This is a genomic window from Microbacterium indicum DSM 19969, assembly GCF_000422385.1.
Taxonomy (GTDB): Bacteria; Actinomycetota; Actinomycetes; order Actinomycetales; family Microbacteriaceae; genus Microbacterium; species Microbacterium indicum.
On the sequence record NZ_AULR01000001.1, the window covers coordinates 310,994 to 324,287 of the forward strand.

10 protein-coding genes, 1 tRNA gene and 1 other RNA gene are annotated in these 13,294 nt (G+C 73.2%); 5 read left to right on the plus strand and 7 right to left on the minus strand.

The features are described from left to right. Positions 1-42: 42 nt before the first annotated feature. The 5 genes from H576_RS0101435 to ffs all read right to left on the minus strand — a co-directional run bounded on the left by H576_RS0101435 (position 43) and on the right by ffs (position 5,500). The gene (locus H576_RS0101435) at positions 43-1,236 is read right to left on the minus strand and encodes an acetate kinase (RefSeq protein WP_029149432.1); all 1,194 of its coding nucleotides are present in this window, start codon (positions 1,234-1,236) and stop codon (positions 43-45) included. Then, positions 1,233-3,344, minus strand: coding sequence for a phosphate acetyltransferase (pta, locus tag H576_RS0101440; RefSeq protein WP_029149433.1), 2,112 nt, complete (start codon positions 3,342-3,344; stop codon positions 1,233-1,235). Before pta ends, H576_RS0101435 begins: the two co-directional genes overlap by 4 nt. Before the next feature lie 40 nt (positions 3,345-3,384). Next, the gene (locus H576_RS0101445) at positions 3,385-3,882 is read right to left on the minus strand and encodes a methylated-DNA--[protein]-cysteine S-methyltransferase (RefSeq protein ID WP_029149434.1); all 498 of its coding nucleotides are present in this window, start codon (positions 3,880-3,882) and stop codon (positions 3,385-3,387) included. 13 nt (positions 3,883-3,895) lie between these two features. Then, positions 3,896-5,323, minus strand: coding sequence for an AlkA N-terminal domain-containing protein (locus tag H576_RS0101450; protein WP_036318853.1), 1,428 nt, complete (start codon positions 5,321-5,323; stop codon positions 3,896-3,898). A gap of 80 nt (positions 5,324-5,403) precedes the next feature. After that, positions 5,404-5,500: signal recognition particle sRNA small type (ffs, locus tag H576_RS16225), an RNA gene on the minus strand. 86 nt (positions 5,501-5,586) lie between these two features. Between ffs and H576_RS0101455 the strand changes: the two genes are divergently transcribed. From H576_RS0101455 to H576_RS0101470, 4 genes are all read left to right on the plus strand, one after another. Beyond that, positions 5,587-6,579, plus strand: coding sequence for an AAA family ATPase (locus tag H576_RS0101455; protein ID WP_029149436.1), 993 nt, complete (start codon positions 5,587-5,589; stop codon positions 6,577-6,579). After that, positions 6,576-7,685, plus strand: coding sequence for a DUF58 domain-containing protein (locus H576_RS13920; protein ID WP_051172006.1), 1,110 nt, complete (start codon positions 6,576-6,578; stop codon positions 7,683-7,685). Before H576_RS0101455 ends, H576_RS13920 begins: the two co-directional genes overlap by 4 nt. Next, positions 7,682-9,847 (plus strand): transglutaminase TgpA family protein, encoded by a 2,166-nt coding sequence (locus tag H576_RS0101465; RefSeq protein ID WP_029149437.1) that lies wholly within the window; start codon positions 7,682-7,684, stop codon positions 9,845-9,847. The genes H576_RS13920 and H576_RS0101465 overlap by 4 nt, the downstream gene beginning before the upstream one ends. Before the next feature lie 56 nt (positions 9,848-9,903). Further along, a tRNA-Ser gene (locus H576_RS0101470) sits at positions 9,904-9,988 on the plus strand. A gap of 69 nt (positions 9,989-10,057) precedes the next feature. Here H576_RS0101470 and H576_RS13925 read toward each other — a convergent pair. Together H576_RS13925 and H576_RS0101480 are read right to left on the minus strand one after the other, a co-directional pair. Beyond that, the gene (locus H576_RS13925; protein ID WP_036318610.1) at positions 10,058-11,092 is read right to left on the minus strand and encodes an Rv2578c family radical SAM protein; all 1,035 of its coding nucleotides are present in this window, start codon (positions 11,090-11,092) and stop codon (positions 10,058-10,060) included. A gap of 94 nt (positions 11,093-11,186) precedes the next feature. Then, positions 11,187-12,683 (minus strand): SPFH domain-containing protein, encoded by a 1,497-nt coding sequence (locus H576_RS0101480; RefSeq protein WP_084502323.1) that lies wholly within the window; start codon positions 12,681-12,683, stop codon positions 11,187-11,189. 153 nt (positions 12,684-12,836) lie between these two features. Between H576_RS0101480 and H576_RS0101485 the strand changes: the two genes are divergently transcribed. Then, positions 12,837-13,208, plus strand: coding sequence for a YrdB family protein (locus H576_RS0101485; RefSeq protein ID WP_029149439.1), 372 nt, complete (start codon positions 12,837-12,839; stop codon positions 13,206-13,208). Positions 13,209-13,294 lie beyond the last annotated feature (86 nt).

A 13,294-nucleotide genomic window follows, 5' to 3' on the forward strand; every position in this document is an offset into this window, starting at 1 on the left:
ACCGCTCCCCCGAGAGCGCCCGTCGTCAGCCGTTCACCGAGATCATGCGTTCGTCACATCGAGCGCCTGGCGGGCGATCTCGCGCTCCTCGTCGGTCGGGACGACGAGGACCGTGACGGCCGAGTCGTCGGAGGAGATCCGGGTGATCTCGCCGCGCACGACCGACGCGTTGCGCTCGGGGTCGACGCGGACGCCCGCGAAGCCGAGCGTCGCGAGCGCCTCGGCGCGCACGGCGGCGACGTTCTCGCCGACTCCCGCGGTGAACGAGATCACGTCGACGCCGCCGAGCTGCGCCATGAACGCGCCGGCATATGCGCGCAGCCGGTGCGCGTACACCGCGAGGGCGAGGGTCGCGTCGGCGTCGCCGTCGGCGCGCGCGGCCTGCAGGTCGCGCATGTCGCTGCGCCCCGCGAGGCCGAGGAGGCCGCTGCGCTTGTTGAGGAGGGCGTCGAGGTCGCCCGCCGTCATGTCGGCGCGGCGCATGAGCTGCAGGAGGATCGCGGGGTCGAGGTCGCCCGAGCGCGTTCCCATCACGAGCCCCTCGAGCGGCGTGAACCCCATCGAGGTGTCGACGGATCGGCCGCCGTCGATGGCCGTGACCGACGCGCCGTTGCCGAGGTGGAACACGATCTGCCTGAGCTCGGCGAGCGGGCGGCCGACGAAGGCCGCCGCCGCCTCGCTGACGTATTTGTGGCTCGTGCCGTGGAATCCGTATCGGCGGATGCGGTGCCGCGCCGCGACCTCGCGGTCGATCGCGTAGGTGTATGCCTCGGGCAGCATGCTCTGGTGGAACGCGGTGTCGAACACCGCGACGTGCGGGATCCCCGCGAAGGCCGCCCGCGCCGCGCGGATCCCCTGGATCGCGCCCGGGTTGTGGAGCGGAGCGAGGACCGAGAGATCCTCGATGTTGATCTCGACGAGGTCGTCGATGACGGTCGCCTCGAAGAAGCGCGCGCCGCCGTGGACGACGCGGTGCCCGACCGCGACGGGCGCGTGCTCGTCGAGCGACGGCCCGTGCTCGGCGAACGCATCGAGCATGACGCGGAAGCCCGCGGTGTGGTCGGGGATCGGGCGCGTGATCTCGGTCTTCTCGCCGCCCGCCGCGTGCTCGGCGCGGCCCTCGGACTCGCCGATCCGCTCGACGAGGCCCGCCGCGAGCACGCTCTCGGACGCCATGTCGAGCAGCTGGTACTTGAACGACGAGGATCCGCTGTTGACGACGAGGACGATGCTCACGCTGCCGCTCCCTGGGCCTGGATCGCCGTGATGGCGACGGTGTTGACGATGTCGTCGACGAGCGCGCCGCGCGACAGGTCGTTGATCGGCTTGTTGAGCCCCTGGAGGACGGGCCCGATCGCGATCGCTCCCGCCGAGCGCTGGACCGCCTTGTAGGTGTTGTTGCCCGTGTTCAGATCCGGGAACACGAAGACCGTCGCACGGCCCGCGACCGCGGATCCGGGCATCTTCGCCTGCGCGACCGCGGCGTCGGCCGCGGCGTCGTACTGGATCGGCCCCTCGATCGGCAGCTGCGGCGCGCGCTCGCGGGCGAGGCCCGTCGCCGCGCGGACCTTCTCCACGTCCTCGCCGGAACCCGACTCACCCGTCGAATACGACAGCATCGCGACGCGCGGCTCGATGCCGAACTGCTCGGCCGTCGCCGCCGACGAGACGGCGATGTCGGCGAGCTGCTCGCTCGTCGGGTCGGGGATCACGGCGCAGTCGCCGTACACGAGGACGCGGTCGGCGAGCGCCATGAGGAAGACGCTCGAGACGACCGACACGCCGGGCCGCGTCTTGATGACCTCGAACGACGGGCGGATCGTGTGCGCCGTCGTGTGCGCGGCGCCCGAGACCATGCCGTCGGCGAGCCCCATGTGCACCATCATCGTGCCGAAGTACGACACATCGGTGACGCGGTCGGCCGCCTGCTCGTAGGTGACGCCCTTGTGGGCGCGCAGCCGCGCGTACTCGGTCGCGAACTTGTCGACGTGCACGGGGTCGAAGGGGCTCAGCACGTGGGCGGCGGCGATGTCGAGGCCCAGCTCGATGGCCCGGGCGCGCACCTCGAAGGGCTCGCCGAGGATCGTGAGCTCGGCGACGCCACGCTCGAGGAGGATCGCCGCGGCGCGCAGGACCCGGTCGTCGCCGCCCTCGGGCAGGACGATGTGGCGCCTGTCGCCGCGCGCTCGCTCGATGAGCTCGTGCTGGAACATGAGCGGGGTCACGACCGTCGCGCGCGCGATCCCGAGAACGCGGGTCAGCTCGGCGATGTCGACGTTCTGCTCGAAGAGCCCGAGCGCGCGGCTGTAGCGCTGCGGGCTCGCGGCGGCGAAGCGGCCGCGCACGTTCATGATCCGCACCGCGGTGGCGTAGGTGTCGCCCGACGTGCGGATGATCGGGATCCCCGTGGAGAGGCCGTCGACGAGCCGGAGGACGGGGTCCGACACCTCGGTCGTCCCGTTGAGGACGATGCCCGCGATCGAGGGGAACGTGGCCGAGCTGTGCGCGAGGAGCGTCGCGACGAGCGCGTCGTTGCGGTCGTCGGGGACGATGACGACGTCGCCCTCCTCGAGGCGCGGCAGGATCCCGGCGACCGACATCGCGGCGACCGTCACGCCGAGGGCCTCCCGGTCGAGGAGAGCCTCGTCGCCCGTCACGAGCTGCCCGTCGAGCGCGTTCAGGATGTCGCCGAGCGTCGGCGCGACGAGGATCCGGTCCTCGGGGAGGGCCCACACGGGATCCTCGGGGGTCAGCGCCCGGACGGCGTCGATCGTCTCGGCGAGCTGCGCGGGGTCGACGCGGTTCACGATCGTCGCCGCCAGCTCGGCGTTCCCCCGCTCGAGCTCGCCGAGCGCGAGCGACGCGAACTGCGCGATCTCCTGCGGCGAGCGGCCGGCGGATCCGCCCAGGGTGTCGGCCTCGCCGCGCTGCTGCCGGCCCCCGAGGACGAGGAGCACGGGCGTGCCGAGGTTCGCGGCGATCCGCGCGTTGTACGCGAGCTCGGCGGGGCTGCCGACGTCGGTGTAGTCGCTTCCGAGGACGACGACGGCGTCGCACCGCGCCTCGATGTGGGCGAATCGCTCGACGATCTCGGCGAGGGCGCGCTCGGGGTCCTCGCGGACCTCGTCGTAGGTCGCGCCGACGCACTCGTCGTAGGAGAGATCGGCGCTCGCGTGCTCGATGAGCATCTCGAGCACGTAGTCGCGCTCGGCCGTCGACCGCGCGATCGTCCGGAACACGCCCACCCGCGGGGCCGTGCGGCTCAGGGCGTCGAGCACCCCGAGCGCGATCGTGGACTTGCCGGAGTGCCCTTCGGCGGAGGAGATGTAGATGCTTCGCGCCACGCTCCCACGCTACTCCGACTTTTCTATCGGCTGTAGAAATTCACCCGACTTTCACCGTGTACGCGGCCTCGCGGGCGAGGAGCGAGCGCTTCACGTCGGTGCCCCAGGCGAAGCCGCCGAGGGATCCGTCTCCGCGCAGCACCCTGTGACAGGGGACGAAGAGCGCGACGGCGTTGCGGGCGCAGATCGAGGCGGCGGCGCGCACGGCCGACGGGCGCCCGAGGGCGGCCGCGAACTCGGTGTAGCTGAGCGGCGCGCCGGGGTCGATCCTCCGCAGCGCGCTCCAGCCCGCCGCCTGCAGCTCGGTTCCGGGCTGGCTGACGGCGACGCCCATCGCGGGAGTCGGGTCGCCGCCGTAGAAGGCGCGCACGGCGTCGGCCGCGGCGAGGGCTCCGGGAGCCGCGTCGACGGGGCGGCGCAGACGCGCCTGGAGGGCGTCGAGGTCTCCCGTCCAGCCCGAGGCGACGACGGATCCGTCGGCGTCGGCGAGGATCCCGAACGGCCCGTCTGGCGTCTCGATGAATTCGTATGCGTGCATGTTCTTTCTCTCCTCAGGACAGGGCGCTGCGCCAGAAGTGCGCCGATGCGTACGACCGCCACGGCGCGAGGCGTTCGGCCCACGCGGCGAGCGCCTTCGGCTCGGCCGGGGCTCCCGCGCGCCCCGCTCCGTTCCGGAGCACGAGGTCGCCGGGCAGGATCACGTCGGGATCGCGCGCGACGCGCATGCGCACGTAGTCGGCGGTCCACGGCCCGATGCCCGGCATCGCGAGGAGCGCCGCGCGCTGCTCGGCGGGATCGTCGGCGGCCGTCAGCGTCAGATCGCCGGCGGCGAGCGCGGCGGCCGCTCCGATGACCGACGCGACGCGGCGCGCCGGTCCCGTGAGGACCTCGTGCCCGCGCGCGGCGATCGCGTCCGCGGTCGGGAAGAGCGTCCGCTCGCGGCCCGCGATCGTCACGCGCTCGCCGAGCGCGTCGGCGAGCCGGGCGAGGTGCGTCCGCGCGGCCGCGACCGAGATCTGCTGGCCGACCATCGCGCGCATGAGCATCTCGTGCGGATCCGATGCGCCCGGGACGCGGATCCCCGGAGTCGCGAGCACGAGCGGCTCGAGTTCGGGGTGCGCCGCGAGCGCGGCGTCGATCGCGACGGGGTCGGCGTCGAGGTCGAAGAGGCGGCGCACGCGGGCGACGAGCGGGCCGAGGTCGCGCAGATCCTCGAGGTGGGCCGTGAGCGTCAGGTGCCCGTCGAAGTCGACACGGAACCACGCCGCGCCGTGCGCCATGCGGAGGGTCCGCGCGTAGCTGCGCTCGGCGGTCTCCTCGACGCCCGCGACGGCGCGCGGGGCGAACCAGGCGAAGACGCCGTCGGCGTCGAAGGGCTCGCGGAACGGCAGCTCGAGCGAGATCGCGCCCGCCGCGGGCGCACCCCGCCGTCGCGCGCGCAGCTCGGTCGGCGTCAGGCCGAACACCTCCCGGACGGTGTCGTTGAACTGGCGAACGCTCGCGAAGCCCGCGCCGAACGCGACGTCGGACGCCGGCAGATCGGTCTCGACGAGGAGCGAGCGCGCCGTGTGCGCGCGGTGCGCCCGGGCGAGGGCGAGCGGGCCGGCGCCGAGCTCTGCGGCGAGCACGCGCCCGAGCTGACGCTCCGAGTAGCCGACGCGGCGCGCGAGCCCAGAGACGCCCTCGCGCTCGACGACGCCGTCGCCGATGAGCCGCATGGCGCGGGCCGCGACGTCGCCGCGCACGTCCCACTGCGGGGATCCCGGGGCCGCCTCGGGCAGGCAGCGCTTGCACGCGCGGAAGCCCGCCTCGTGCGCGGCGGCCGACGTCTCGTAGAACGTCACGTTCTTCTCGAACGGCGTGCGGGCGGGGCAGCTCGGTCGGCAGTAGATCCCGGTCGACCGGACGGCCGTCACGAACTGCCCGTCGAAGCGGCGGTCGCGCCCGCTGACGGCGCGGTACCGCTCGTCGAATGTCATGCTCACGGGATCCACCCTCGCATCCCGGAGGGGCCCGGGCTGGCGGAAATCGGACATCGCTGTTCGGGCCGCCCCGGGTACGAAAAGACTCTCCGCGTACCCGGCAGAGCCTGGTTACCCTTGCTACGTTTCCGTCCTGGGGGAGTTGGCCTGGATGCCGTCACGCGGAGAGCTTCCGTCAGTCTAACAGCCGGCCTGGGCGCCTCCTGAGCCCGGCCGGTATCTTGGGACGCGTCCCCTCCCGTCCCGATCCGAGGCAGCGCATGACCGACACGATCTCCTCCGCGCCGCAGGGCCTGACGGCCGACCAGTTCCGCGAGACGACGGGCGCGATCGCGGCCTCGATGCGGCAGGTCATCGACGGCAAGGACCACGCGATCGACGGCGCCCTCGTCGTCCTGCTCGCCGAGGGCAACCTGCTCGTCGAGGACGTCCCCGGCGTCGGCAAGACGATGCTCGCCCGCGCGCTCGCGGCCTCGATCGACGCCGACGTGCGGCGGATCCAGTTCACGCCCGACCTCCTGCCGAGCGACGTCACGGGCGTGTCGATCTTCAGCCCCGCCACGCGCGAGTTCGAGTTCACCCCCGGCGCCGTCTTCGCGAACATCGTCATCGCCGACGAGATCAACCGCTCCTCCCCCAAGACGCAGTCGTCGCTGCTCGAGGCGATGGAGGAGCGCCAGGTCTCGGTCGACGGGCGCACCTACCAGCTGCCGGATCCCTTCCTCGTCGTCGCGACGCAGAACCCGCTCGAGATGGACGGCACCTACGCGCTGCCCGAGGCGCAGCTCGACCGCTTCATGATGCGCATGTCGATGGGGTACCCCGATCCCGAGGCCGAGATGCTCATGCTGCGCCAGCGCGACGCCGAGAACCCGCTGACGAAGATCCGACCCGTCGTCGACGTCGCGGGCGTCGCCCGGCTCATCGCGTTCGCGCGGCGGGTGCACGTGTCGCCGCTCATCGAGCAGTACGCCGTGTCGATCGCGCAGGCGACGCGCGCGCACGGCGAGCTGCGCCTGGGCGCGAGCCCCCGCGCGACGCTGCAGCTCGTGCGCGCGGCGAAGGCCTGGGCGGCGCTGCAGGGCCGCGAGTACGTCGTCCCCGACGACGTGTCGGGGCTCGTGAAGCCGATCTTCGGGCACCGCCTCGTCCCGGCGCGCACCGCCGTCGGCACGCGCCGGTCGGCCGACCCCGTCGCGCGGATCCTCGACGAGATCGTCTCCGAGGCGCCGGTCCCCGTGGCGGACAGGTGACGCGGGCCGCGCCGCGGCGCATCGTGTGGGCGCGGCCGACGTCGCGCGGCGTCGCGATGGTCGTCGTCGGCGCCGTCGTCGTCGGCACGGGGATCCCGCTCGGCCGCGTCGAGCTGGTCGCGATCGGCGGCGCGCTCCTCGTCACGGCCGTGCTGTCGCTCCTCGCGCTCGCCGTCCCTCCCCTGTCGCGGGTCTCGCGCGCTCTCTCGGCCGACCTCGTCTCGGTCGGCGACGTCCTGCGGGTGAGGACGACGGTCGTGGGCGGGAGCGCCGCCATGACCGACGACGCCGACGACCTGATCGACGACGCCTTCGACCCCGTCGAGGTCTCGCCCGCCGCTGTGGGCCGGGGCGGCGTGCGGCTCGACTACGCCGTCGTCGCGACGCGGCGCGGGCGTCACGGCGTCGGCCCCCTGCAGATCACCGACCTCTCGCCCTTCGGCACGTGGGTGCGCCGCTATCCGGCGGGCGCGATCGACGCCGTCGTCGCGGTCCCGCAGATCATCGAGCTGCGTCCCCTCGCCGAGGCGGGATCGGCCTACGGCGACCGGCCGTCGCCCTCGCCCCGCCTCGGGCAGGGATCCGACAACCTCATCCCGCGCCCCTACGCGCCGGGCGATGCGATGCGGCGCGTGCACTGGCGGGCGTCGGCCCACCACGGCGACCTCATGGTGCGCGAGGAGGAGCAGGAGCACACCCCGGGCGCCCTCGTGATCCTCACCCGCTCCCCCGTCCTCGAGCCGCAGGAGTTCGAGGCGTGCGTCACGGCGTGCGCGTCGGTCGTCGCGCGCCTCTCGCGCGACGGATACGTCGTCACGGTGTGCGACGACGCGGGCGATCCGCTCGGATCCGTGGACGGCGGCGCGGGGCTCGCCGACCTCCTCGAGACGCTCGCGACCGTCGAGCAGCAGGACCCCGGCGCGGATCGCGCCCCCGCCGACGCGGGCTTCGTCGTCGCGATCGGGACCGCGCCCTTCGTGCCCGCGGGCTCCGCTCCCCACCTGCTGCTCGCCCCGGCCCCGGCCGAGGCGCCCGGGTGGCGGGTCGGCGCGATCTCCGACGGCATCGACGTCGCGTGGATCCGAGCCACGGGAGGCGCGCGATGAGGCGCACGAGTCGCCCCAGCGCGCTGCTCTCGCTCGCGACCGCGGCGGCCGTCGTCTTCGCACTGCTGCCGCTGACCACCCTCCTCATCCCGACGTGGTTCCCCGCCGCCGCGGGCTCGGCCGTCGTGATCGTCGGCATCGGCTACGCGGCCCGCGCCCTCGTGCGGCTGCGGGGCTTCGCGCTCGTCGCCCAGCTGATCGCGTGGGCCGTGACGGCCGTCGTGACGGCCCCGCTGCCCGACGACGGCGATCCGATCAGCGGCATCGTCGGGATCGGATCCGACGCGACGAACGAGATCGTCACGGGGCTCGCGCCGATGGCCGTCGGCGACGCGCTCGCGTTCGTGCTGACGCTCGCCGCCTGCCTGCTCGCGATCCTCGTCGACATGGTCGCGACGTCGATGCGCGCCCCGCTCGCCGCGGCCGTGCCCCTCGCCGCGGTCTTCATCGTGCCGCAGCTCGTCGTGCCGCGCGGCGACCATCTCCTGCTCGCGATCCCCCTCATCGTCGCGATCCTCGGCATGGCGGCTTTCGCGTCGGAGCGCCGCAGGCGCCCGCGGCCGCCGCTCGTCGCGGTGTCGGCCGGCATCATCGCGCTGTCGCTCGTCGCGGCCGTCGCGATCGCACCTCAGGTCACGACCGCGCGCGGCCCCGTCACGGGCGGCCTCGGGACGAGCCCGACCCAGATCGACGTGTCGATCGACCTCGGCGACGAGCTCCGCCAGTCGGCGGGCACGGAGGTCATGCGCGTGTCGACGTCGGCCGGATCGGCGCCCTACCTGCGGCTCGCGACCGACACGACGTTCACGGCCGCGGGCGGCTGGGAGCAGGACGCCGGCCCCGTCGTCGCCCTGTCGCGGGGCTTCGGGCCCGTGACCTCGTCGGGAGAGGTCGGGCCCGTCGCGGTCGTTCCGGAGAGCGTGAGCGTCGGCGACGTCCAGCTCGACACGGGTTACCTCCCCGTGCCGAACGACGCCGTCTCGATCGACGGCGCCGACGACGGGTGGCGCCTCGACACCGCCAACCGCACCGCGCGGGCGACGGATCTGTCGACCTACGGCGAGGAGTACTCGGTCGACGCGCAGCACCTGCGGCCGACCGCCGAGCAGGCGGTCTCGTCGCCGTGGGTCCAGGGCCTGCCCTCCGGCGTCTCGGAGGACGCGATCGCCTCGCCTGACGTCCGGGCCGGGACCCCGCTGATGGAGGCGCTCGACGAGTCGGGCGCTTCGACGGCGTCCGGCCCCTATGAGGCGCTCCTGGCCCTGCAGTCGTGGCTGCGGTCCGACGCGTTCACCTACTCGCTCGACACCCCCGACGCATCGGGGTACGACGACACCTCGCGCGGTTCGATCGAGGCGTTCCTCGACCAGCGCGAGGGGTACTGCATCCACTTCGCGTCGGCGTTCGCCCTCCTGGCGCGCATGGACGGGATCCCGACCCGCGTCGTCGTCGGGTATCTGCCCGGCACGGCGACGGGCGAGCGCGACGGCGACGCCGCCGTGTACTCGGTCGACAGCGCCCAGCTGCACACCTGGCCCGAGGCGTACCTCGACGGGATCGGATGGGTGTCGTTCGAGCCGACCCCGACGATCGCCGACGCAGCGGATCCCACGGCCGCCTCCGCGCCCGACGACGCCGAGCCGACCGCGACGCCGACCCCCACGGCGACGCCCACCGCGACGTCGACGCCGAGCGCGACCCCGACGGCGTCGGCCTCCGCGGGCCCGGACTCCGACGCCGCCTCCGGCTCGGGCCCGCGGATCGACGGCGCCGTGCTCCGCACCGTCGTCGTGATCCTCGTCGTCCTCGCCCTGCTCGCGGCGCCCTCCGTCGTTCGCGAGATCGTCCGGCGCCGTCGCGTGCGCGCGGCAGCGGGAGGCGACGTCGGCGCCGCGTGGCGCGAGCTGAGGGCGACGGCGTCCGACGCGGGGCTCTCGGTGCCCGCGACCGAGTCTCCGCGCGCGTTCGGCACGCGCCTCGTCGCGCGCGGCGCGCCCGAGTCGGCGGTCAGGGCGCTCGTGACGGCGATCGAGCACGCGTCCTTCGCCCCGGGAGGCGCCGGATCCGCGGATCTCTCGGCCCCGCTCGCGGAGATCCGGTCCGCGCTCCGGCGCCCGGCGATCGGTCGCGTGATCCCCCGGTCGCTCTTCCTGCGGCGCTGATTCGTTCCTCAGCCGGGCACCCGGTAGACTGTCCCGAGTGCCGTTCGCGGCACGAAGGAGGATTCGCCTAGCGGCCTATGGCGCACGCTTGGAACGCGTGTTGGGTGAAAGCCCTCGGGGGTTCAAATCCCCCATCCTCCGCCGAAGATCCCCGCCCCGGGTGCGCTATCCGGGTCGGGGATCTCTCTGCATTCGGGCGGAGAACCGCCCTCAGAACAGCGTGAGCTGGGGGCCGGGCGCCGTCGCCTCCTCGGCGCGGCGGCGCGCCGCCCGGCGGACCTCGGGCTGGTCGAGATCCGGGGCGCCCCGCAGCCCGTGGCGGCCCAGCAGCGGCTCCATGCGCGCGGCGAGCTGCGCCCGGTACCCCTTCGGCGCGTAGGAGGAGGATCCGTAGAACCGCCGGTATCCCTCGGCGAGCTCGGGGTGCTCGCGGTCGAGCCACGCGAGGAACCACTCCTTCGCGCCCTGCCGCAGATGCAGCGCCCCGTACATCACCTCGGAGGCTCCCGCCTCGGCGATCCGGCGGACCCCCTCCTCGAGCTGCTCCGGCGAATCGGTGAGCCACGGCATGATCGGCATGACGAAGACCGTGACGCGGAACCCGAGGTCAGCCGCGGCGCGGACCGTCGCGAGGCGCGCCGCCGTCGACGGCGTACCCGGCTCGATCGCCTTCTGCAGTTCGTCGTCGAACACCGCGATCGACGACGACAGGTCGACGGGAACGTGCTGGGCCGCGTCGGCGAGGAGCGGCAGGTCGCGGCGCAGCAGCGTGCCCTTCGTGAGGACCGACATCGGTGTCCCGCTCTCGGCGAGCGCCGTGATGATCCCGGGCATGAGCCCGTACCGGCCCTCGGCGCGCTGGTACGGGTCGGTGTTGGTCCCGAGCGCGACGAGCTCGTGACCCCACGACCGCCTCGCGAGATCCTTCCGCGCGACCTCGGCCGCGTTCACCTTCACGACCACCTGCTGGTCGAAGTCGGCCCCGGAATCGAACCCGAGGTAGTCGTGCGTCTTCCGCGCGAAGCAGTACACGCACGCATGGGAGCATCCCCGGTACGGGTTGATGGCCCAGTGGAACGGCATGCTGCTCGCGTCGGGGACCCTGTTCACGATCGACTTCGCCATGACCTCGTGGAAGGTCACGCCCTGGAACTCGGGCGTGCGCACCGACCGCACGAGCCCGGGCATCGCGAACAGCCCCGGATCCGCGGACGCAGTTTCGAGAGTCTGCCCCGTCCATCGCACCCTTATATGGGAACAGATATTCGATCTCACGTCAAGCGAGAGCCCCCGCTCCCCGACCGCCGGTGGGCGTCGGGGCGCGGGGGCTCGGCGCGCGCTACTTCTGGCCGTCGGCGATGCCGCGGCCGATCGAGGTGCCCTGGATCACGGACGAGAGGTCGATGCCCGTCGCCTCGCGCACCGTGTCGAACATGGCGCGCATGCCCATGGCCGCCTCGCCGGCCATGTGGCTCGTCGCGCCGCCCTCGTCGCCGGATCCTGTGAGGACCGTGACGCTGCCGATCGTCGAGTACCCTTTCGCGAACTCGGTCATCATCGGCACGAGCACGTCGAGCGAGCGCTGCGCGAGCACGGCCTCCTGGTTGAGCTTGAGCGCCTCGGCCTCGGCCTCGATCGCCGCGGCGCGGGCCTCACCCGCGAGCCGGATCGCGTCGGCCTCCGCCTGCGCACGCGCGCGGGCCGCGTCGGCCTCGGCCTGCGCCTTGAGGCGGGTCGCCTCGGCCTCCTGGACGGCGCGCTGCGCGTCGGCCTCGGCCGACTTGATCTGCGAGTAGGCGAGGGCGTCGGCCTTCTTCTGCTCCTCGTACTGGCTGATGTCGGCCTCGCGGCGCTGGACCTCGGCGCGCGCCTCGGCGTCCTTGACCTGCGAGTACGCGCGCGCGTCTGCGCGCTTCTGCTCCTCGTACAGGCTCGCGTCGGCGACGCGCTTGACGTCGGCGTCGAGCTGCGCCTGGCGGTTCTCGGCCTGCTGCATGAGCACGCCCTGCTCGGCGCGGGCCCGCGCGAGCGCCTCGGCCTGCTCGGCCTCGGCGCGAGCCTCGCCGACGTCCGACGCCGCGGCGGCCTGGTTCTTGTCGAACGCGGTCTGCTCGACGAGCGTCTCCTCGCTCGTCGCGATCTCGCGCGCCTTGATCTGGCGCTCGGCGTCGATGCGGGCGACCTCGGCCTGCCGCTTGACCTTCGAGACCTCCTCGGCGCCGAGGGCGTCGATGTAGCCGTTCTGGTCGGTGATCCCCTGGATCTGGAAGCTGTCGAGCACGAGGCCCTGCTCGTCGAGGTCGCTTTTGATGAGCGCCGCGATCTGGTCGCTCAGCTGCTGACGGTCGCGCATGAGCTGTTCGACCGTCAGGGTCGCGACGACGCCGCGGAGCGCACCCTCGAGCTGCTCGGTCGTGAACGCCTCGATCGCCTTGTCCTGCGACACGAAGCGCTCCGCGGCCCGGGCGATCGCGTCTCCGTCGGACCCGACCTTCACGAGCGCGACGCCCGTCACGTCGACCGTGACGCCCTGGATCGACTGGGCCGTCGGCTGCACCATGATCTGGCGCGCCCGGAGCGAGAGCGTCTCGGCGCGCTGCGTGATCGGGTTGACGATCGCACCCCCGCCGCGGATCACCGACACGTTCGCAGCCGGCACGCCGCCCTTCCTCTTGCCGCGCCGGCCCACGATCACGAGAGCCTCGTCGGCGCGCGCGACCTTGTACCAGGCGCGCATGAGCAGCGCGATGACGAGTGCGACGACGGCGGCGACGACGAGCAGGATCACGACGATGATCACGATGCCCACGGCCCCGATGGTGGCGAAGACGCCCATAGTGCAGTCCTTTTCCGGATCGCCCGGCCCCGTCGCCGTCGGCGCAGGTCGGCGGATCCACCCCCAGCCTATTCACAAACGGCGCCCCTGTGAGACCGGGATCCCGGGCGGGGTCCCATCGGGCGCGGAGGCGGCCGCTCGTAGACTGGCGGCATGTCCGACAGCACCGCCCCGACCCCCGGGGTCGACCGCCCGCGCATCACTCTGCTCGACGTCCTGCGCCTGCTGAGCGAGCTGCTCGCGTTCGGGTCGCTCGCGCTGTGGGGCTTCTTCGCCTGGCCCCAGCCGTGGGCCGTGGTGTTCGGCATCGCGACCCCCGTCGTGGCGATCCTCGTGTGGGCGTTCTTCCTCTCGCCCAAGGCCGTGATCGCCGTGCCGAGCTACGTGCGCGCGCTCATCGAGCTCGTGATCTTCGCGAGCGCGACGGTCGCCCTGTGGGCCCTGAGCTTCCCGTGGGCCGGCCTCGCGGTCGGCGTCTTCTGCGTCGCCGTCGGACTCCTCGTCGGGCGCCGCCGCCTGCGCTGATCCCCTGCACACGGAGCCGGCGTTCAGGGGATCGTGAGTGCTTCGTGACGGGAATTCTTCCCTCTTCGGATATCGGCACGTCTACC

Bases quoted from the DNA above. Each gene is read 5' to 3' on its own strand.
- H576_RS0101445 (WP_029149434.1), bottom strand. From the start codon at position 3,882: ATGCACGCATACGAATTCATCGAGACGCCAGACGGGCCGTTCGGGATC.
- H576_RS0101450 (WP_036318853.1), bottom strand. From the start codon at position 5,323: ATGACATTCGACGAGCGGTACCGCGCCGTCAGCGGGCGCGACCGCCGC.
- H576_RS0101455 (WP_029149436.1), top strand. From the start codon at position 5,587: ATGACCGACACGATCTCCTCCGCGCCGCAGGGCCTGACGGCCGACCAG.
- H576_RS0101465 (WP_029149437.1), top strand. From the start codon at position 7,682: ATGAGGCGCACGAGTCGCCCCAGCGCGCTGCTCTCGCTCGCGACCGCG.
- H576_RS0101480 (WP_084502323.1), bottom strand. From the start codon at position 12,683: ATGGGCGTCTTCGCCACCATCGGGGCCGTGGGCATCGTGATCATCGTC.
- H576_RS0101485 (WP_029149439.1), top strand. From the start codon at position 12,837: ATGTCCGACAGCACCGCCCCGACCCCCGGGGTCGACCGCCCGCGCATC.